Source organism: Paraburkholderia acidicola, from assembly GCF_002362315.1.
Taxonomy (GTDB): domain Bacteria; phylum Pseudomonadota; class Gammaproteobacteria; order Burkholderiales; family Burkholderiaceae; genus Paraburkholderia; species Paraburkholderia acidicola.
The window spans coordinates 936,551-956,459 of the sequence record NZ_MTZV01000004.1 but is presented as its reverse complement, the minus strand read 5'-3'; the positions used below and the strand labels follow the sequence as shown (position 1 = coordinate 956,459).

Annotated in this window: 16 protein-coding genes; 7 read left to right on the top strand and 9 right to left on the bottom strand. The window is 60.3% G+C overall.

Annotation, left to right across the window (positions count from 1 at the left end; translation table 11 throughout):
- The first annotated feature begins 5 nt into the window (after nt 1–5).
- Genes BWP39_RS14535 through purU form a run of 3 tightly spaced genes read left to right on the top strand, consistent with a single transcriptional unit; the run spans nt 6 to nt 2,424 of the window.
- Nucleotides 6–620: a LysE family translocator gene (locus BWP39_RS14535; protein ID WP_091009719.1), complete on the top strand. Its 615-nt coding sequence runs from the start codon at nt 6–8 to the stop codon at nt 618–620.
- Between the two features lie 26 nt (nt 621–646).
- Nucleotides 647–1,495, top strand: coding sequence for an NUDIX hydrolase (locus BWP39_RS14530; RefSeq protein ID WP_096721243.1), 849 nt, complete (start codon nt 647–649; stop codon nt 1,493–1,495).
- Between the two features lie 59 nt (nt 1,496–1,554).
- Entirely contained in the window at nt 1,555–2,424 is an 870-nt protein-coding gene (gene purU, locus BWP39_RS14525; protein WP_096721241.1) for a formyltetrahydrofolate deformylase, read from the top strand.
- A 124-nt stretch (nt 2,425–2,548) separates the two neighbouring features.
- Here purU and BWP39_RS14520 read toward each other — a convergent pair whose 3' ends face one another.
- The gene (locus BWP39_RS14520) at nt 2,549–3,085 is read right to left on the bottom strand and encodes a single-stranded DNA-binding protein (RefSeq protein ID WP_096721239.1); all 537 of its coding nucleotides are present in this window, start codon (nt 3,083–3,085) and stop codon (nt 2,549–2,551) included.
- A 127-nt stretch (nt 3,086–3,212) separates the two neighbouring features.
- Entirely contained in the window at nt 3,213–4,403 is a 1,191-nt protein-coding gene (locus BWP39_RS14515) for an MFS transporter (protein ID WP_207556817.1), read from the bottom strand.
- A 262-nt stretch (nt 4,404–4,665) separates the two neighbouring features.
- Between BWP39_RS14515 and uvrA the strand changes: the two genes are divergently transcribed.
- Together uvrA and BWP39_RS14505 are read left to right on the top strand one after the other, a co-directional pair.
- Nucleotides 4,666–7,542: an excinuclease ABC subunit UvrA gene (uvrA, locus tag BWP39_RS14510; protein WP_096721235.1), complete on the top strand. Its 2,877-nt coding sequence runs from the start codon at nt 4,666–4,668 to the stop codon at nt 7,540–7,542.
- A gap of 37 nt (nt 7,543–7,579) precedes the next feature.
- Nucleotides 7,580–8,665, top strand: a complete 1,086-nt coding sequence (locus BWP39_RS14505; RefSeq protein ID WP_096721233.1) for an AI-2E family transporter — start codon at nt 7,580–7,582, stop codon at nt 8,663–8,665.
- A 15-nt stretch (nt 8,666–8,680) separates the two neighbouring features.
- Here BWP39_RS14505 and BWP39_RS14500 read toward each other — a convergent pair whose 3' ends face one another.
- Nucleotides 8,681–9,595, bottom strand: coding sequence for a LysR family transcriptional regulator (locus tag BWP39_RS14500; protein ID WP_096721231.1), 915 nt, complete (start codon nt 9,593–9,595; stop codon nt 8,681–8,683).
- 143 nt (nt 9,596–9,738) lie between these two features.
- Here BWP39_RS14500 and BWP39_RS14495 point away from each other — a divergent pair, with 143 nt between their 5' ends.
- Together BWP39_RS14495 and BWP39_RS14490 are read left to right on the top strand one after the other, a co-directional pair.
- Nucleotides 9,739–11,001 (top strand): MFS transporter, encoded by a 1,263-nt coding sequence (locus tag BWP39_RS14495; RefSeq protein WP_096721229.1) that lies wholly within the window; start codon nt 9,739–9,741, stop codon nt 10,999–11,001.
- A 57-nt stretch (nt 11,002–11,058) separates the two neighbouring features.
- Nucleotides 11,059–12,732 carry a flavin-containing monooxygenase gene (locus BWP39_RS14490; protein WP_096721227.1) on the top strand — a complete coding sequence of 558 codons (1,674 nt, stop codon included), beginning with the start codon at nt 11,059–11,061 and terminating at the stop codon, nt 12,730–12,732.
- Between the two features lie 71 nt (nt 12,733–12,803).
- Here the strand turns inward: BWP39_RS14490 and BWP39_RS14485 are convergent, their stop codons facing one another.
- From BWP39_RS14485 to BWP39_RS14460, 6 genes are all read right to left on the bottom strand, one after another.
- A complete protein-coding gene (locus BWP39_RS14485) occupies nt 12,804–13,730 on the bottom strand; it encodes a D-alanyl-D-alanine carboxypeptidase family protein (RefSeq protein WP_133116877.1) in 927 nt (308 codons plus the stop codon).
- Nucleotides 13,731–13,851: 121 nt separating this feature from the next.
- Nucleotides 13,852–14,973: an SET domain-containing protein gene (locus tag BWP39_RS14480; RefSeq protein WP_133116876.1), complete on the bottom strand. Its 1,122-nt coding sequence runs from the start codon at nt 14,971–14,973 to the stop codon at nt 13,852–13,854.
- A 593-nt stretch (nt 14,974–15,566) separates the two neighbouring features.
- Entirely contained in the window at nt 15,567–16,253 is a 687-nt protein-coding gene (locus BWP39_RS32500) for an energy transducer TonB (RefSeq protein WP_096721223.1), read from the bottom strand.
- Nucleotides 16,254–16,257: 4 nt separating this feature from the next.
- Nucleotides 16,258–16,656 carry an ExbD/TolR family protein gene (locus BWP39_RS14470; protein ID WP_096721221.1) on the bottom strand — a complete coding sequence of 133 codons (399 nt, stop codon included), beginning with the start codon at nt 16,654–16,656 and terminating at the stop codon, nt 16,258–16,260.
- Entirely contained in the window at nt 16,653–17,324 is a 672-nt protein-coding gene (locus BWP39_RS14465) for a MotA/TolQ/ExbB proton channel family protein (RefSeq protein ID WP_096721219.1), read from the bottom strand. The genes BWP39_RS14470 and BWP39_RS14465 overlap by 4 nt, the downstream gene beginning before the upstream one ends.
- Nucleotides 17,325–17,347: 23 nt before the next feature.
- Nucleotides 17,348–19,702 (bottom strand): TonB-dependent receptor, encoded by a 2,355-nt coding sequence (locus BWP39_RS14460; protein ID WP_096721217.1) that lies wholly within the window; start codon nt 19,700–19,702, stop codon nt 17,348–17,350.
- Nucleotides 19,703–19,909: the final 207 nt, after the last annotated feature.

Sequence of the window (19,909 nt, the reverse complement as noted above, 5' to 3'; positions counted from 1 at the left end):
CGACTATGCCCAATTTCCTGCTGTTTCTCGCGACCTCGGTTGCCATTACTTTTGCGCCTGGCCCGGACAACCTTCAGGTGCTCGCGCGCGGCATTTCGCAGGGCCGTGCGGCGGGCCTCGTCGCCGCCTTCGGTTTTGCCGCCGGCCTGACGTTTCACACCACGCTGGCTGCGCTTGGCGTTGCCGCGGTGCTGCGTTCGTCGCCGGTGGCGTTCGAGATCATCAAGCTTGCCGGTGCTGCGTATCTGGTGTGGATCGGTATCAAGGCGCTGCGTAGCCGCGGGCTTTCTACCGCTCATGAGCGCCCGCCGCAGCCGCTGTCGACGGTGTTTCGCCAGAGCGTGCTCGGCAACATCCTGAACCCGAAGGTCACGCTGTTCTTCATCGTGTTCCTGCCGCAGTTCGTCGATCCGCACGGCTCGCAGGGCGTCACGCTGCAGATGCTCGAACTCGGCTTGCTGTTCATGCTGCAGACCGTCGTGGTGTTCTCGATTTTCGGCGTGTGCGCGGGGATGATCGGCGGCTGGTTGCGGCGCCGGCCGAGCGTCGGTGTGTGGCTCGACCGGCTTGCTGGCGCGACCTTCATCGCGATCGGCATCCGCGTAGCGCTGCGCGACTAGAAGACGCATCGACACGAGGAGTTCGCATGAGCTTGCCCTGCATTACCGCTGCACGTCGTTTCGATCCGGCTGCGCATCGACCGTTCTGGATCGACGCGCAGCAGGTCGGCTGGATTCGCGCCACCGACGTACCGCTGCTGACGCGCTGGCCCGATGTGTTCGAGATCGACGCATCACGTATCGCGCTGGCACCACATTTCGCCACCGCCGACGAACGTAGCGCCGCGCTCGGCGCGGTAATCGGCGCGCTGGCCGCGGATGGCCGGATTCCAGGTTGGCGCGACGAAACTTACGCGATCCGCAATGCATTCGATGCAGCGCCGCTCGCCTACATCGAGCGGGCCGCGTCGCGTTTCTTCGGCACGATGACGTACGCGGTGCATCTGAACGGCGTCGTAGAATACGCGGACGGTGCGCCGCAGATGTGGATCGCGCGGCGCAGCGACACAAAGGCAACCGATCCGGGCATGCTCGACAACGTCGTGGCGGGTGGCATCGGTTGGGGCTTTGGGATCAGTGAGACGATCGTCAAGGAATGCTGGGAAGAAGCGGGCATTCCCGAGGACATCGCCGCGCGCGCGACACCGGGCCGCACGGCTCACGTGCTGCAGTCGCTGCCGGAAGGCACCCAGGCCGAACAGATCTTTATTTACGACCTCGCGCTACCTGCTGGCTTTGTGCCACGCAATCAGGATGGCGAAGTAGGCGAGCACCGGCTTGCGCGCATTGACGAAGTTGCACGCTCGATCGAAGAGGATGCGATGACAGTCGATGCGAGCCTGGCAACGCTCGATTGCCTGCTGCGCCGCCGATGGATCGACGAAGAAGCCTGCACGGGTATCGACGCAATATTTGCGCCGCCGGTGCTGCGCTGAACGCGCTATCCATTGAACATTGAAATCAGTCAACGATTAACCCAGGGAGCCCTCAGCGCATGTCGACCGATCACAGCTTCATTCTCAAACTTTCGTGTGCCGATCGGCCGGGCATCGTCCATGCGGTATCGGGTTTTCTGTTCGACCTCGGTAGCAACATTCTCGACTCGGCGCAGTTTGGCGACAGCGGGACTGGCGAGTTCTTCATGCGGGTGCATTTTCAGCAGGTCGGCGGCGATCCGGGTCTGGATGCACTGCGTGCGTCATTCGATAAGCTTGCGCAGCAGTTTGGTATGCGTTGGGAGCTGCACGATGCGACGGTGAAACCGCGCGTGGTGATCATGGTGTCGAAGATCGGACACTGCCTGAACGATCTATTGTTTCGCTATCGCACGGGACAACTATCGATCGAGATTCCCGCGATCATTTCGAATCACAAAGAGTTCTATCAACTGGCTGCCAGCTACGATATTCCGTTTCATCATTTTCCGTTGCTAGGTGGCACACCGGATGCGAAGGCTGCGCAGGAGGCGCGTGTGCTGGAAGTGATCGAAGAACAGCGTGCGGATCTGGTCGTGCTTGCGCGGTATATGCAGATTTTGTCGCCGCAGCTATGCGAGCGGCTGGCTGGCCGGGCGATCAATATTCATCATTCGTTTCTGCCTAGTTTTAAGGGGGCGAAGCCTTATTACCAGGCGTTCGATCGTGGTGTGAAGTTGATTGGTGCGACAGCGCACTATGTGACTACTGATCTCGACGAGGGTCCGATTGTCGAGCAGGAAGTGGAGCGTGTGGATCACAGCATGACGCCGGAGCAATTGACGGCTATTGGGCGCGATGTAGAGTGTGTGACGTTGGCACGTGCCGTTAAGTGGCATGTGGAGAATCGGATTTTGATCAACGGCAGCAAGACCGTTGTATTCAGGTAAAGGTTTGGTGCCTCAGCGCGGCGCAGGCGTTGGCCCGGGTCTCCAGTCCGCACACTAGATAAGAAAAAAGCCTGCCACCACGAGGGTTGCAGGCTCCTTAATTACATTTCACGAAAGATATTCGTTAGAACGGAATATCGTCATCCATCTCATCAAACCCACCGCCCGCCGGCGCGCTCGGACGGCTTGATCCGCCACCACCGCCGCCACCACTACGCGCCGCGCCGCCACCCGACGATGCCGGCCGCCCACCACCCGAGCTACGCTCCGACGGCTCGCCGCGGCTATAACTGGCGCCGCCGTCATCGCCTGCACCCGCTGCACCGCCGCGCCCACCCAGCATCTGCATCTGGTCAGCCACGATTTCCGTCGAATAACGGTCGGTGCCGTCCTGAGCCTGCCATTTACGCGTACGGATACGGCCCTCGATATACACCGACGAGCCCTTCTTCAGATATTCCGACACGATCTCCGCGAGCCGTCCGAAGAACGACACGCGATGCCATTCGGTGGCTTCCTTCATTTCGCCGGACGCCTTTTCCTTATAGCGGTCGGTCGTGGCAAGGCGGATATTCGCCACCGCGTCGCCGCTCGGAAGATAACGGACTTCCGGATCGGCGCCGAGATTGCCGACGAGAATGACCTTGTTCACGGATGCCATGAGTTTCTCCTGTTGATCCTGATTCCGTTTCGGGCGGCGTTGCGCTGCGCGGTTTTCGCGTCGCGGCCGCCTGTTGACAGGTCGCCGGCAGCGGAAAAGACCACAGCCGGCGGCCCGGTAAGTTCTGTTACGCCTTGCGTGGCGGCGGCTGCATATTTGCGGCGATTATAAGCCAGCAGAACACCAGAGCAGAACACGCGTAAAACACCACACTCGCCCCGTCCGCCTTGAGCAACCACCCGCCCACCACGCCGCCGAGCGCGAGCCCAATAGACTGCGTCGTGTTGTACACGCCCACGGCCGCGCCCTTGCGCGTACCCGGTGCGAGCTTCGACACCAGCGACGGTTGCGACGCTTCGAGAATATTGAAGCCCAGGAAATAGACGAAAAGGATAGCGGCCACGCTCAGAATCGTATGCGGAGCGGCGCCGAGCAGCAATTGGCCGATCAGGATAAGAGCGATCGCCGAGACGAGGACGACCTTCATTTTTCCGCGCTTTTCTGCAGCGATGATCGCCGGCACCATCATGACGAACGACAGGCCCATCACGGGCAGATAAATTTTCCAGTGTGACGCAACCGGTAACCCGCCCGCTTCGAGGATGCGCGGCACCACGAGAAACAGCGCGGTCTGAGTGGCATGTAGCACCAGCACGCCGAAATTGAGTCGCAGCAATTCGACGTTATGCAGCACTTCCGCGAACGGCGCCCGCACGTGTACGGGCCGCGGCGCATCGGGCACGATCCACAGCACGACGCCAACCGCGAGGACCGACAGCGCACCGACAATCGTGAACAGCCCGCTCATGCCGACCCAGTGGAACACGATCGGCGCACCGACAATCGCCACCGCGAACGACACGCCAATGCTCCCACCGACCATCGCCATCGCCTTCGTGCGGTGTTCCTCGGCGGTCAGGTCGGCGATGAACGCCAGCACCGCCGACGACACCGCTCCCATCCCCTGAATCACCCGCCCGACGATGATCCACGTCATGTCGTGCGCGCCCGCCGCGACGAAACTGCCGAGCGCGAAGATCAGCAAGCCCGTGGCGATCACCGGCTTGCGGCCGACCTTGTCGGAAATCCAGCCATAGAAGATGTACAGCATCGACTGCGTGACGCCGTACGCGCCGAGCGCGATACCGACGAGCAGCACGTTGTCGCCGCCGGGAATCGTCTTCGCGTAGATCGAGAAGACCGGCATGATCATGAACAGGCCAAGCATGCGCAACGCGAAGATCGCGGCCAGCGACACGGTCGCGCGCAACTCGGGCGCGCTCATGCGTGAGGAGAGAGCGGTCGGATTGGTGGACATCGGGGACGATTTTCGGATGATCGGGCAGCGTGCGGAGCGACGCTTCGGCTGCGAACCCGCCGCTACCTTGCAGTCGCGGGAAATGACCGCAACTACCGGTGGAACGCCCCGATCACGAAACCTGCGCGCGACGCTGGGCCGTTGCCGCGCCGCCTGCGTCGCGTCTTCACGCGCCGTCAGGACGCCGTAACGGCGGTCTGGAAAAGTCGTTATAGTAGCAGGTTTGGTTTCCTCCTCTTTCCGCCAGTTCAGGAATAAATGCGTGGAACAAATCCGTATCCGTGGGGCCCGTACCCACAACCTGAAGAACGTCAACCTCGACCTGCCGCGCCATAAGCTGATCGTGATTACCGGGCTGTCCGGCTCGGGAAAATCGTCGCTTGCGTTCGACACGCTCTATGCAGAAGGCCAGCGGCGCTACGTCGAAAGCCTGTCGGCGTACGCCCGGCAATTCCTGCAATTGATGGAAAAACCGGACGTCGATCTGATCGAAGGGCTGTCGCCGGCCATTTCTATCGAGCAGAAGGCGACTTCCCACAACCCGCGCTCCACGGTCGGCACTGTCACGGAAATCCATGACTACCTGCGGCTGCTGTACGCCCGCGTCGGCACACCTTACTGCCCGGATCACGACATTCCGCTCGAAGCGCAAAGCGTGTCGCAGATGGTCGACGCGGCGCTCGCGCTGCCGGAAGACACCAAGCTGATGATCCTCGCGCCGGTGGTCGCCAACCGTAAGGGCGAGCACGTCGAGCTGTTCGAGGAGATGCAGGCGCAGGGTTTCGTGCGCTTCCGGGTGCGCTCGGGCGGTGGCACAGCAAACGAAGGCGTCGCGAAGATTTACGAAGTCGAGACGCTGCCCAAGCTGAAGAAGAACGACAAGCACACGATCGACGTGGTGGTCGACCGTCTGAAGGTGCGCGCGGACATGAAGCAGCGTCTCGCGGAATCGTTCGAAACTGCGCTGCGTCTCGCCGACGGCCGCGCCATTGCGCTCGAAATGGACAGCGACGTCGAACATCTGTTCAGCTCGAAGTTCGCGTGCCCGATCTGTTCGTATTCGCTGCAGGAGCTGGAGCCGCGGCTCTTCTCGTTCAACAATCCGATGGGCGCGTGTCCGGAGTGTGACGGTCTCGGGCAGATCACGTTCTTCGATCCGAAGCGGGTGGTTGCGCATCCGTCACTGTCGCTGGCGGCCGGCGCGGTGAAAGGCTGGGACCGGCGCAACCAGTTCTACTTCCAGATGTTGCAAAGTCTTGCGGCGTTCTACGAATTCGACATCGATACCGCATTCGAAGACCTGCCGGAGAAGGTTCGCAAGATCCTGCTGTACGGCTCGGCCAAACAGACCATCCCGTTCTCGTACATCAACGAACGCGGCCGTACGTCGGTGCGCGAGCACGTATTCGAAGGGATCATTCCGAATCTCGAGCGGCGTTATCGCGAGACTGATTCGGTTGCAGTGCGCGAAGAGCTCGCGAAGTACCAGAACAACCAGGCTTGCCCGGCGTGCGAAGGCACGCGGCTGCGCCGCGAGGCGCGCTTCGTGCGCATCGGCGCGGGTGGCGACGCACGCGGCATTTTCGAAGTCAGTGGTATGCCGCTGCGCGATACGCTCGGCTACTTCCAGATGCTGCGGCTCGAAGGCTCGAAACGCGAGATCGCCGACAAGGTCATCAAGGAAATCGTCGCGCGGCTCACGTTCCTGAACAACGTCGGGCTCGACTATCTGTCGCTCGATCGCAGCGCGGAAACGCTGTCCGGCGGCGAGGCGCAGCGCATCCGTCTTGCTTCGCAGATCGGCTCCGGCCTGACCGGCGTGATGTACGTCCTCGATGAACCGTCGATCGGTCTGCACCAGCGCGACAACGATCGCCTGATCTCGACGCTCAAGCACCTGCGCGACCTCGGTAATTCGGTGATCGTCGTCGAGCACGACGAAGACATGATCCGGATGGCCGATTACGTGGTCGACATGGGGCCGGGCGCGGGCGAACACGGCGGCATGATCATTTCTGAAGGTACGCCGACGGAAGTGCAGGCCGATCACGCATCGATAACCGGCCAGTACCTGTCCGGCGCGCGCACGATCGAATACCCCGACGAGCGCAAGACGCCCGACGAGCGTCACCTGCGCATCGTTGAGGCATACGGCAACAACCTGCGACACGTCACGCTCGATCTGCCGGTGGGCTTGCTCACCTGCGTGACGGGCGTGTCGGGTTCGGGCAAGTCGACGTTGATCAACGACACGCTGTATCACGCGGTGTCGCATCACCTGTATGGATCGTCGACCGAGCCTGCGCCGTATGAATCGATCGAAGGGCTCGAGCATTTCGACAAGGTGATTAGCGTCGACCAGTCGCCGATCGGCCGCACACCGCGCTCGAATCCGGCTACGTACACTGGCCTGTTCACACCGATCCGCGAACTGTTCGCGGGCGTGCCTGCAGCGAAAGAGCGCGGCTACGATCCGGGCCGCTTCTCGTTCAACGTGAAGGGCGGCCGCTGCGAAGCGTGTCAGGGCGACGGCGTGCTGAAGGTCGAGATGCACTTTCTACCGGACGTGTACGTGCCGTGCGACGTGTGTCACGGCAAGCGCTACAACCGTGAAACGCTTGAAGTGCAGTACAAGGGCAAGAACGTCAGCGAAGTGCTCGACATGACCGTCGAACACGCGTACGAATTCTTCCGTGCAGTACCGGTCGTCGCGCGCAAGCTGAAAACGCTGCTCGACGTGGGGCTTGGCTACATCCGCCTCGGCCAGTCGGCCACGACGCTATCGGGGGGTGAAGCGCAACGGGTCAAACTTTCGCTGGAACTGAGCAAGCGGGATACCGGTCGCACGCTATATATACTCGATGAACCGACTACCGGTCTGCACTTTCACGACATTGCGCTGTTGCTCGAAGTGATTCACCGGCTTCGCGATCAGGGCAACACGGTCGTGATCATCGAGCATAATCTCGACGTGATCAAAACCGCCGACTGGGTCATCGATCTCGGTCCGGAAGGCGGAGCGGGGGGCGGCCAGATCATCGCGCAAGGCACGCCGGAGCAGGTGTCGAAGTCGAAGGCAAGTTTTACCGGTCGATATCTGGCGCCCCTATTGAAGCGCGCAGCGGCTGCCCAGCAATAAGATTTACGCAACCTGAAGCTGGAGACTGGAAGGAGCCATGACCAAGCGTAACGAGGCGCCCGAGGAAGGGCAGGTGCAGGACCTGCGCCCACGCCAGGTCAGGCTGACGAGCGATATGAGCCTGCCGAAGCTATCGGCGGTCGAGGTCGGCAGCTATGTGGTCGCGCTGTTCGTGCTGTGGGCCGTGCTGTATCTGAAGCTGCTTGGTGCGCTCCTCGCGGGCATGCTCGTCTATCAACTCGTTCACACGATAGCCCCGCGCATCGAGCGACATATGTCGAGCAAGCGGGCGCGCTGGCTGTCGGTGGTGCTGTTGTCGGTGGTGATAGTCGGCGGGCTGACGGGATTTACGCTCGGCATCATCGAGCATTTCGAGAACGACGTGCCGAGCGTGCAGGCGCTACTCGACCAGGCGATGCAACTGATCGACCAGGCACGCGGCCGTTTGCCGGAATTCGTTGCCACCTACCTGCCGGTCGATACCGACCAGATGAGGCAGAAGGCGACCATGCTGATGCAGACGCATGCGAGCCAGTTGCAGCAGGGCGGCAAGAGTGCGGCGCGGGTGTTCACGCATGTGCTGATCGGCATGATCATTGGCGCGATCATCGCGGTCGGTGCGCAAAAGCAATCGGCGCGGCTACCGCTGTCAACCGCCTTCGTCACGCGCGTGAGCCGGTTCGCCGATGCGTTCCGCCGCATCGTCTTTGCGCAGATCAAGATATCGCTGTTGAACGCGGTGTTCACCGGTTTGTTCCTGCTGGTGCTGCTGCCGCTGATGCATGCGCAGCTGCCGCTGTCGAAAACGCTGGTGATGGTGACGTTTATCGTCGGGTTGCTGCCGGTGATCGGCAATCTGATTTCGAATACGTTGATTGTCGCGGTGGCGTTGTCGGTGAGTTTTCCGGCTGCGATTACGTCGCTAGGGTTTTTGATCGTGATTCACAAGCTCGAGTATTTTTTGAATGCCCGGATTGTGGGTGGGCAGATTGAAGCGCGGGCGTGGGAGTTGCTGGTTGCGATGCTGGTGATGGAAGCCGCGTTTGGAATTCCTGGGGTTATTGCTGCGCCGGTTTTCTATGCGTATATCAAGCGTGAGTTGATTTATTTGCGCTTGGTATAGGTTTCGTGGCGCTGCCTATGCTGACGCCGGCTCGGCAGTGACTGTCTGCGGCAAATGTTCCTCAAGCATCTTCACGACAAGTTGTGTCTTCGTAGGAACCGGCCGTACGACAGGAAGTAGCGCATGCAAGTCGAATCCGGGAACAAGATAATTCGGCAACAACCTGATTAGCTTCCCGGTCTTCAATGCGTCGAGACATACGATTTCCTGAAGCACCCCAATCCCGACACCGTTGAGCAGTAGCTGATACACCGGACCCCAATGGCTGACTGACGCGACGATATTGATAGGAGTCGATCGTGCTGCTTCGTGTCGATGCAAGAGATGAAGTTGTCCATCGCCGAAGAGTCCAGCAACGCGGATAAAGGGATGTCCAACCAGCTCGGTTGGTTCTTTCGGCAGACCGTGCTTCTCAACATATTCCGGAGAGGCCACGAGAACACGGCGGATATGGCCGAGACGCCGCGCCACAAAATTTCCATCTCCCATTTGACCGAGCCGCAGCGATATATCCACGCCTTCCGTGACCGGATCGGTTACCTCGTCGTTCAGTATTAAATCGATATGCAGTTCAGGGTTCTGATCCCGAATGATCGCAATGATGTCGGGTAAAACGACATCCCCGAGCCCATGAGGCGCTGCAATCCGTATTCGTCCCCTGACTATTTTATTGCCGACTGTCACCGCCGCTTGCGCCTCGTCGGCCGCGTCAAGAACAACCTTGCTCTTTTGATAGAAAAGCGAGCCTTCGTCCGTACACGACAGGGCACGTGTACTTCGCAGCAGGAGCTTGACGCCGAGATGCTGCTCAAGGCGCTCTATCCGGTCGCTGACGGCGGGTTGACCCAGACCAAGATCTTTCGCGGCTCTCGATAGATTACCTCGCTCGACAACCCGCACAAAAATACGCATTGCGGCTAGCAAATCCATGATTTTCCCAATGGGTTTTCGAGCATCGTAACGAACCTGTCATTCATCAGTATCTCTGATAGCTGAGATCGAAAGCGCGAATCTACTCTCAAGTGGGGCCGTCGGCTACTGTGGGCACCAAGTTCAATCGGTAGAGGTCCCGCATGTCGAAATTAGATTTGAAATCACTAGGCCCATGCCTGCTCGCGATCGCGATCGATGCAATGGGATTTGGTCTGGTCTATCCGATCATGGCCGCCATTTTCTCCGATCCCCACTCGGGAATTATCAGCGCAGACGCCAATCAACATCTGCGCAATTTCTACCTCGGACTCGGATATGGCGTGTATCCGCTTTGCATGTTCTTTGGTTCGTCGCTGATGGGCGAGCTGTCTGACGGGTATGGCCGCCGGAAAATCCTGCTGCTGTGCGTATTCGGTCTGGCGCTCAGCTATCTATTGATGGCGGTGGGCGCGTTGATGCCCAGCATCGCGCTCCTTCTCATCGGACGTGGTCTGAGTGGCCTGATGGCCGGATGCCAGGGTATCGCGCAAGCGGCCATTACCGATGTGAGTACGCCGGAAACCAAGGCGTACAACATGAGCATCATGTCCATCGCGTTCAGTGCGGGCGTCATCGTCGGGCCGGTGCTCGGTGGCGTGACCTCGGATCGGACGATCGCGCCGTTCTTCAACTACGGTACGCCGTTTCTGCTCGTCGCCGCGCTCTCGGTGGTGTGCGGCCTCTGGACTTTCTGGTTCTATCGCGACGCCGTCGCGCCCAAGGGCGGTGCCCGCGTCGATCTGTTGCTGCCGCTGCGCATCATCTACGAAGCGGGCAAGCACCATCGCGTGGCGTTTCTCTCCGTCGTGTTCTTCCTGATGCAGGTCGGCTACGGCCTCTATCTGCAGACCATCATGCTGGTGCTGCAGACCCGGTTCCAGTACACCAGCTCGCAACTGGGTCTGTTCAGCGGCCTGATCGGTATCTGCTTTGTGTTCGGGCTGATGGTCGTCGTCCGGCTGATGTTGAAGGTGTGGGGCGTCGTCGACATCGCGAAGACCGGGCTGCTGATTGCCGGCATCGGACAGATTCTCTCGGCGCTGCTGCCGCACGAAGGAATGCTGTGGGTACTCGGCATGGTGGTGGGCTGCTTCGACATGGTCGCCTACACGACGATGTACACCGCTTACTCGGACGCTGTCGCCGTCGAGCGGCAAGGCTGGGCACTCGGCGTCGCCGGATCGGTGATGGCGATTGCATGGGTAGTGACGGGCTTTCTAACCAACCTGCTGCCTGTACTCGGCGAACTCGGTCTGCTGACGGTGGGTGGTGTCAGCTTCATTCTCAGTTTCCTGATGATGATGGCGTACGGCCGCAAGTGGTCGAGGCCGACCGTCAGTGTCGGTACGCGCGTCTACGACTGACCTTGGGCGGTTGCGACGTGCCGCTCGTCTCTCGCCTCTCAACATTGAAGGATCAACATGCTGACTATCGCTAAAGAAGATAAACGCTACGACATGGTCATCGTTGGAGCGGGTGTTGCCGGTCTGTACATGCTATATCGCGCCATGAAAGCCGGATTGACCGCGCGGCTGTTCGATGCGGCCGGCGGTATCGGTGGAACCTGGTATTGGAACCGCTATCCCGGCGCTCGCGTGGACATCGAGAGCTTCGAGTACTCGTACTCGTTCTCCGACGAACTTCAGCAGGAATGGCAATGGTCGGAACGCTACGCTTCGCAACCTGAACTGCTGCGCTACCTCGATCATATCGCGCAACGCTTTGGGCTCCATGAACACATCCAGCTCGATACGCGTATCGATTCAGTCGTATTTGACGAAGCACGTGCTGAATGGACGGTCGGGACACAGACGGGAGAAACATTCCAGTCATGCTTTTGCGTCATGGCAACAGGTTGCCTGTCTGCGCCGAAGGTACCCGACATCCCCGGATATGGGCGCTTCGCAGGCGAGAGCCACTTTACATCGCGCTGGCCAGATGAGGCGGTCGAGTTTGCCGGCAAAAGGGTTGGCGTGATTGGCACCGGCTCGTCGGCGATCCAGCTGGTTCCAGTCGTCGCTCAATCGGCCAGCCACCTGACGGTTTTCCAGCGCACGCCGAACTACAGCATTCCGCTTCGCAATCGCCCGATGGACGCTGCGTACGAGAAGCACATGAAAGCGAACTACACGGCGTTGCGCGACATGGAGTGGCGCTCGTTTGGCGGTTTCGTCTGCGTGGGCGGCGAGCCCCGGCCGCCGCTTCAATGCTCGGCGCTGTCGGTATCGGCCGATGAGCGTCAGCGTGAGTATGAAGCGCGCTGGGAAGCAGGCGGGCTGTGTTACTACACGTCCTACAGCGATCTACTGACAAACGATGAAGCTAACGCCACGTTATCGGAATTCGTGCGCGCGAAGATTCGCGAGAAGATCAACGATCCCGCCATCGCGGACAAACTTGTTCCGCGCGATCATCCGATCCTCGCCAAGCGCCTGTGCGCAGATAGCGGTTACTTCGAAACCTTCAATCGCGACAACGTCTCGCTCGTCGATCTTCGGGAAGGGCCGATCGAGGCGATGATGGAACGCGGCATTATCGTAGGCGGTGCCGAAATCGAACTCGACATGATCGTGTTTGCAACGGGATTCGATGCGGTCACCGGGGCCTTGCTGAACATCGATATTCGCGGCCGGCATGGTCAGTCCTTGCGAACCGCATGGCAGGAAGGACCGCAGACGTATCTGGGTTTAATGAGCGCCGACTTTCCGAATCTGTTCAATATCGCGGGCCCGGGTAGTACCGCATCGCTGAGTAGTGCGATTCCGTGCGACGAGCATCAGGTCGACCTGGTCGCGAAGCTCGTCGAACGCGCGCGGTGTGCTCGCAGACCGGTCGTCGAGCCGACCCACGCGGCCCAGGCTGCATGGACCACACGGATTCTTGCCATCGCGGAAGGGTCGCTGATTCATCGCAGCAACTCATGGTACGTCGGTGCCAACGTGCCAGGTAAGCCGCGCGTGGTGTTGCTGGATCTCGAGGGATTCGACTCGTATATGGCTTTCTGCGATGGCGTTCTGGCGCGTGATTTTGAGGGGTTCGTGTTTGGTGAGGTAGAGGCACCCAAAGTCGGGATCGAAAAGCTGCTCGCCGTCTGACGTTGAATTACGCACGTCATCAACGACGACCAGGAACTTCGATTGCTCCTACATCGACCGACCGGAGCGCGCTATGACCGCGGCGTGCGCGTCACGACACGGGCCCCGGCGTTATCGGTGACGGGATAGTCGCGGTATGCCGAGAACCCGTAGTTCAGAAGGCTACCCGCTCCCGCAATCCGGTCGTTCGCCGTCGGTGCACCCAGCACGACGGCGAACACCCGCCGCATCATCGGCGGCGCCGTCTGTTTGCGTTTTGCCGTCGCGACAATGCAGAAACCCGCTGCCTGAGTGTGCCCCGTCTTCATTCCATCGACGGACGGATCTTTGCCGAGTAGCCAGTTCTTGTTTCGCTTCTGGAACTTGCCATAAGCGAAGTGCTGTTCTGACGAGAAGGTGTAGTACTCCGGGAAATCTTTCGTGAGACGCAACGCGAGGACGGACAGGTCGCGAGCCGTTGTGTAGTTGCCGTCGGTTGTGATGCCAGAGGGTGTCGAGTAGTGGGTGTGATTCATTCCCAACTGATGAGCCGTCGCGTTCATCAACTGCTCGAAGCCCGCGGGCGAGCCGCCGATGCGCTTCGCGAGAACTAACGCGGCGTCGTTCGCAGACGCGGCGATGAGGCCCTGGACGAGTTCCCTGACCGGCACTCGTTGCCCTGGCACCAGGTACATTCTTGCTTCATCGTTTCCGACATGGTCGATGTCGGCATCATTGACCAGTAGCTTTTCGTCCCAGCTTAGTGTGCCGTGCTTGAGAGCATCGAACACGACGTAGGCGGTCATGAGCTTGGTGAGCGAGGCCGGTTGACGCTCGTTGTCTGCGCCATGTTCGACGAGCGTCTGACCTGATTCGCCATCGACAACGATCCATGACACAGCATGAACGTTAGAGGGTGGCTCGGCGGCGGTGCTTCCGGTTGCGGTGATGAGGCACGATGCGATAGTCAGGGTAAAGATCGATCGTCGGAGAAGAGATGGGCGTAGTGGTGATTTCAAGTTGCGATCTACGTGAAGGGGTTGTTGCGGGGTAAGAAAAGCAGTCGTTGACGCAGTGGCGTCATGCTATCAGAGCTGTAGCATCGTGGCCGGTTCCATCAGATGCCAAAGCTAGACATCGCTAGGTCACATCGCGCAGCCCGTGCCTGATCAGCGCGACGTCGTCGTAGCCGTAGTTCCATCGAAGTTCTTCATCCGCTTCGATCTCATTCGCTGCGAAGAAAGCGACGAGCGAAAGCGGTATCCCCTTCGCTGTCTGGCACCTGAACGACTGCGCATGCACGTTATGAGGCCGGGTATCCTGGGCGACAGCTCGTCCTGTGTCGTCGAACAGCAGCATCGTGTTCATGAGGCTCAGGATATTTTCCCCATTCACGAAATAGTCGGGTCCACCGGGAGCGGTCACCTTCGCGAGATAGCGTTTGTCCGACAACATGATCAGGCTCTCGCTGTCCAGCAACGTACCGCCATAGACGCCGATGCAAGTGCCTTCGGCAATGCGGTGTCTGGCAAACACGCCCCATTGACCGACCAGTGCGCGTTCCTGCGGCTGAAGCAAATCGCTTTCGATGATTGGCCTGCAATAGAGATTCGCAGCATACAAACTCGCGCGATCCGAGTTGGACGACGCCGGATCGACGTAGGGTTTGATCCGATCGGATTGAGCCTGACTGAGATCGTTAGCGGGATCCGCATCGATTGTCACCGCAGCCTGCTCGCCATCGAGCCAGCGGAATGGATAGGCTCCGTCCAGCTCGACATCGTAACTGCGCCTTGGATCGGTGAATTCGTTCGGCGCGATGCTCCACAAGACGTGGTCCACCGTGGCCAGTACCAGGTTAAACAGGCGCAGTTCGTGCCTCGCACGCACCGTGGGATCGCAATCTTCGGGGCTGGCAAACGACGGCGGTCCGATCTCGCTGCTCGCCTTCTCAACCCAGGGCCAACTCGGGTTCCAGAAGAGATCGCTTCCGCCGAGCGTATTGAGTACCGCCCAACTCTCCTGAGAGATGAGCCGCTGACTTTGCTGGAGCATCTCGCGGGTCATCGACCAGAACGCGTCCTTTTTCGCCGTTACGTCGCGAGTCTCATGGATTGCCGTAAATTGCCGTAGTACCTGCGCTTCCAGCGCGTGCATCTGATCATCGGCGGAGCGGTATTGTGCGACGGTCTCCGCCAGCCCGGTGAGGTCTGGGTCGAGGGCACGGGCGTCTGTTATCGGAGATGAGGTGAGGGTCGACATAAGCATTCTCCGCAGCGATATTCCGGGTCGAGCATTGACGCAACGGTACCCGGAAAATCGCTACTGATCGGTTTTATCTCCAGATAGTCGCGCTTGAGTGGCGAAGCTCAGCAAGGAGACGTGACGTGGATCTAGCGATTCCATCGAGAGAGTAACGCGCAGATTGGCGAGCCACCAGGCGAGCTTCGCAAACTGGCAAAGAATTTCCGATTGTGTTTCGATTCGCTATGTCGGATGGGGGTTCTAACTCGCCTGCTGTCTATCTTTGGCAACGCGTTCTCATGGATTCTGCGACCGTAGATGAGCTTGCGTCAGCGTGCTGACCGTATACGCCAGCGTCCAGGCCATCTGGCAATGGTGCGAATCTTTCACCTGCCTGACATGCAGAAAACGCCCACGATGCCAGATCGGACATTCTCACCTTTCGACGTCACGGCCGTCTGGAGCCTGCGCGCTCACGGCAAACTGCGGCCCGGTGTGTGCATTCCTGCGAGCGCAGGGTCTGGTCGTCGGGTACTGCTTTTAGCGAACGGCCGGACTCTGGAATTCTGCAAGATCGCTGCGCGGGCTTATCAAAGCCCATACCCGCGCGATCACTGCACGTTGAAATGCACCCGCACGTCGCGATGACTTTCGACAGGACGGCCGTTGTCTAGCGCAGGGAAGAAGCGCCAGTTGTGTAGTGCTTCGAGCAGAATCTGATTGAGGCGCGGATTCTGTGTCGGCTTGATCAACTCCACATCGCAGGTGCCGTCGACGTGAACTGCGAAGCGCGCAATGGCTACTGTCTGATAGGCGACTTCGCGCAGATCGTCGGGTAGTTCGGGCAATGGTTGCGATAGCAGGCGTGCTTCGGCGAAACCGGTTGGTTTCGGAGTATCGGTAGCGGTGGCGGTGCTGGGTGCATGCGCTGTGGGTGCCTCTGTGGCTGCTGCGGCGGGCGCGGGCGCTGGCGATGGGGCAGGCTCCGCAGGCGCCTCCGTCTGCGCACGATGCGGCGCCGCACGCTCGCGCACCGCTGGCTGCGATGGACGCGCCGCGGTCGTATGCGACGGCGATTCAACGGGAGACGGCGCAGGCGATGGCGTCGGAGGCGATGGAGGCGGCGGCAGTTCGACCAGTTGCATCTGCAGAGCGGGTGGCGGCGTGACAGGTTTCGCGTCGTCGCCGAGCCATCCACCGATCCGCGTCAACAGCAACGTCCATACGATTGCCGCAACAACGAACGCACCGGAAAAACGCGCACACGACTGGTCCATCACCGCAAGCACGTACCGCATACCGCTATTCACGATGCACGGCGACGAGGAAATGCACGGCGCCTGCCTGACGCGCGGCGAGCATCGCCTGCACGACGATGCCGTGCGATGCGGTGTCGTCGGCGGCGACGATGACGTTGCCGTCGCGATGCAGCAGCTTCGCCACCGCCTCGGTCACCTGGTCGAGCCGCACCGGTTGACGGTTGATATAGATCTGGTTGGTGCGCGTGACGGCGAGCGTCAGCGGTCCGTCTGCGGACATCTGTTCCGCCCGGCCTTGCGGCAGATCGACGCGCACGGCGTCGAGCCGCTGCATCGCCAGCGACGTCAGCATGAACGTGGCAAGCAGAAAGAACATCACATCGATCATCGGAATGATCTCGATGCGACCGCGCTTTGATGCGCGCGTGCGACGCAGCTTCATGACCGCACCGAGCCCGGTTGTCCGGCCAGATGGACACCGGTGTCGCGCTCCTCCACGAGACGCATCTCGCCGAGGCACTCGTTCGAGAACGATTCAAGCTCATCCATCAACCGGTCGATGCGGCGCGACAGATAGTTGAACGCGAACAATGCGAGCAGTGCGATGACGAGGCCGATCGCAGTCGCGATCAGTGCCTGCGCGACGCCGCCCGAAACACCGGCGGGATTGACCAGACCATCGCCACCGATCAACCGGAACGAATGCATCATGCCGACGATCGTACCAAGCAGCCCCAGCAGTGGAGCCGCCGTGACGATCGTTTCGAGCAGCCAGAGACCGCGGCTCATGTCGCGCTCGATTGCAGTAGCAGCCGTCTGAACCCGCGCTTCGATTTGCCAGCGCGGCGCACGGGCATCGAACAGCCGGCCGATGCGACGCAGTGCGTGTTGCGGTGGCAGCGTGTCGTGGATGCGGGGTATGCGGGTATCGCCTGCATGACCCGCATCCACATCGGCGGCCACGTTCGATTCAGGCATGCGCGCGAAACGCCACAACGCATACGTGCGGTCGAGCACGATCGCCAGCGCGAGCACGGCGAGCAGCGTCAACGGATAGATCACCCAGCCGCCGAGGCGCAACGCATCGGCGAGACTCGTCCAGTCATTCATCGTCAGTCCTTGCGCGCGATGTATCAGAAGTGTTTCGTGATGCCCGCGTAGATCGCGCGCTGCGGACCGTATTGCGGCGCACCGACACCGATGCCGGAGCCGTCGCGCAACTGGTATATGCGCCCGAATGCGTTCACAAGCACGAGGCGCGCATCGACTTTGCCGATGTACGGTTCATTGAAATGCTGGATCACACCCAGATTGATCTGCGCGTACCACGGCAGCTTGTCGGTGTTCGCAAAGCCGCTGCGCAGCCCGCTACCTACAATGCCGTCAGCGGTCAACGTGGTCTGGCCAAGCGTGTACGAACCGCCGAACGACGCCGTCACGCGCTGATCGTGATCGAGAAAGACCGAGTTGCTCGCGATGAAGTTCAGTTCGTCCTGCCCGAAGTTGAACTGCGCCGACTCGATGTTCTTGCCCTGCGCGCGGCTATACGCGATGTTCAGATAGGCGGAGACGTTGTCCTGCCGGTAGCTCGTGGTGAATTCGAGCCCGTACACATGACCGTACTGATAATTGAACGGCGTGTAGATCAGTGCCGAACCGAACTGCCCTTCGTCGAGCAGGTCCGATGCTTTTTTGTAGTACGCGTCGAGCCCGACGGTCAAGGCAGGCGTGAGGCGCTGCGTGACGCCGATGTCGAAATAGTGACTGCGCTCGGGCTTGACCGGGCTGTTCTGCGACGTCGGACTCTGGTTCGTCGTACCGTTGAACAGACTCACCGTCGAATCCGACACGAGTTCGAACGCGGGCGGCGTGAAATAGCGCGAGTAGCCCGCATGGATCGTGGTGGCATTGGTCGGCTGATACACGAGCCCGATTCGCGGGCTCAACTGGCTCGCCTGCACGTATTCGTCCATGCGGTCGTAGCGCAGCCCGTAGTTCAGCGTGAGCTGGCTCGTCAGCTTCCACTCATCCTGCACGTAGGCGCTATACAGGTAGCCGGTCTTGTGGCTCGAATCGTTGATCGTGAACGGCACGCCGGATAGCTGCCCGCCGTCGGCATTCGTAGCGAAGACAGACACGCTGTCGTCGAACGCGGCGTGTTCCTGCTGGAACATAAGCCCCGCGCGCACCGTGTGCGTATCGTTCAGACGCCAGGTCGTATCCGCCTGCACACCGTTCGCGCGGTTGCTGTGGAAGTCCTTCGACGCCACGCCATTGAACATCAGATCGCCGATCGGATCGGGATTGAACTGGGTGCGCGTGTACCGTGTGAACAGCGCGACCTGATAGTCGAGCGCACCGCCGTTCGTGCCTTGCAACGCGAGTACGGCGAAGTTGTTCAACTCCGACTGGGTCTCGTTGAGATCGGCTGAATTGAACGACGTGCGGCCGTCCAGCGTGAATTGAGTCGGCAGGTTCGGTGTGTTGGGAATCTGGAACTGGTTGCTCGCGGTGCCGAACATCAAGCTCACGCGTGTGAGCGGATTGATCAGGTACGACATGTAGCCGAAGCCGTTGCCTTGCCGCGTGTGATCGTGCAGCGGACTGCCATCGGAGGTGGGCGCCTCGATACCGAGGTTGTTCACGCCTAGCGAGCCCGTGAAGTAGTAGCTGAACGGTCCCTGCGAGCCGAAGACGTCGGCGCTGGTCTTCAATGTCTGGCGGCTGCCGCCGTAGACATCGATCGATCCACCGTTGCCGGTGTCGCCAGATTTCGTGCGGATGTCGACGACGCCGGCCGTGCGATAGCCGTACTGTGCGGGTAACGCGCCGGTAATCAGGCTCACCTGATCGACGATACGCGTATCGAACGACTGACCAAATCCGCTGATCGGCTCCGGCACGACAATGCCATTGATCCGGTATTGCAGGTCTGCATGGTCGCCGCGTACATGAAGCTGACCGTAGGAATCGTTGGCGACGCCGGGTGCTTGCAGCAGCACCTGGTTGAGCGGCGTGTTGGCGCCCTGCGGCAGCGTGGCGATGTCAGCCTGAGTGATGCGGTAGACGCTGGCACCGACTTCCGGCAGCAAGCCGTTGCGCGCACGATCGAGACGCTGCGCGTTGACAGTGACATCGAGCGTGGCATCCTGCTTCAACACCACCTTCAACGGATGAGGCGTCTGCCCGGCTTCGACTGTCGCAATGCTGGTCGTACTGCTGAAGCCCTTTGCATCGATGGTTGCCGAGTAGGTGCCAGCTCCGACACCGGGCAGACCGAAGCGACCGTCGTTGCCGGTTCTCGTATGGCCGACTGTATTCCCGCTGGCATCCTGAATCGATACCTGTGCGTTAGCGACGCCGTGTCCCTGCGCATCTGTGACGGTGCCCGCGAGTTCGGCGGAGGCGCCGGCGGCGAAAACATGAGCGGATAGTGCCTGAGCGAACAGCAGCATGCTGGCGCGCGCAATCAACGTGCGGTGGTTCATTTTTCTGGTTCGGAGCGAGTGGAAAGAAAATGCAGGCGTGCGACGACAGCGCGATGCCGGAGCGGCTCATCGCGATGTCATGGAGCGAGGTCGAACGATTTTGTTACTAGATGTTATAACATAACAATTCCGCGTTGCAATCGAAATGATGGTTCTGCGGTTGCGGCGGTTTTTGCAATTACCGGAGCGAGCTGGAGCGGTGGTCGC

Bases quoted from the DNA above. Each gene is read 5' to 3' on its own strand.
- BWP39_RS14505 (WP_096721233.1), top strand. From the start codon at position 7,580: ATGACCAAGCGTAACGAGGCGCCCGAGGAAGGGCAGGTGCAGGACCTG.
- BWP39_RS32500 (WP_096721223.1), bottom strand. From the start codon at position 16,253: ATGCGGTACGTGCTTGCGGTGATGGACCAGTCGTGTGCGCGTTTTTCC.
- BWP39_RS14515 (WP_207556817.1), bottom strand. From the start codon at position 4,403: ATGTCCACCAATCCGACCGCTCTCTCCTCACGCATGAGCGCGCCCGAG.
- BWP39_RS14480 (WP_133116876.1), bottom strand. From the start codon at position 14,973: ATGTCGACCCTCACCTCATCTCCGATAACAGACGCCCGTGCCCTCGAC.
- BWP39_RS14465 (WP_096721219.1), bottom strand. From the start codon at position 17,324: ATGAATGACTGGACGAGTCTCGCCGATGCGTTGCGCCTCGGCGGCTGG.
- BWP39_RS14520 (WP_096721239.1), bottom strand. From the start codon at position 3,085: ATGGCATCCGTGAACAAGGTCATTCTCGTCGGCAATCTCGGCGCCGAT.
- BWP39_RS14460 (WP_096721217.1), bottom strand. From the start codon at position 19,702: ATGAACCACCGCACGTTGATTGCGCGCGCCAGCATGCTGCTGTTCGCT.
- BWP39_RS14470 (WP_096721221.1), bottom strand. From the start codon at position 16,656: ATGAAGCTGCGTCGCACGCGCGCATCAAAGCGCGGTCGCATCGAGATC.
- BWP39_RS14490 (WP_096721227.1), top strand. From the start codon at position 11,059: ATGCTGACTATCGCTAAAGAAGATAAACGCTACGACATGGTCATCGTT.
- BWP39_RS14500 (WP_096721231.1), bottom strand. From the start codon at position 9,595: ATGGATTTGCTAGCCGCAATGCGTATTTTTGTGCGGGTTGTCGAGCGA.
- purU (WP_096721241.1), top strand. From the start codon at position 1,555: ATGTCGACCGATCACAGCTTCATTCTCAAACTTTCGTGTGCCGATCGG.
- BWP39_RS14535 (WP_091009719.1), top strand. From the start codon at position 6: ATGCCCAATTTCCTGCTGTTTCTCGCGACCTCGGTTGCCATTACTTTT.
- BWP39_RS14530 (WP_096721243.1), top strand. From the start codon at position 647: ATGAGCTTGCCCTGCATTACCGCTGCACGTCGTTTCGATCCGGCTGCG.
- BWP39_RS14495 (WP_096721229.1), top strand. From the start codon at position 9,739: ATGTCGAAATTAGATTTGAAATCACTAGGCCCATGCCTGCTCGCGATC.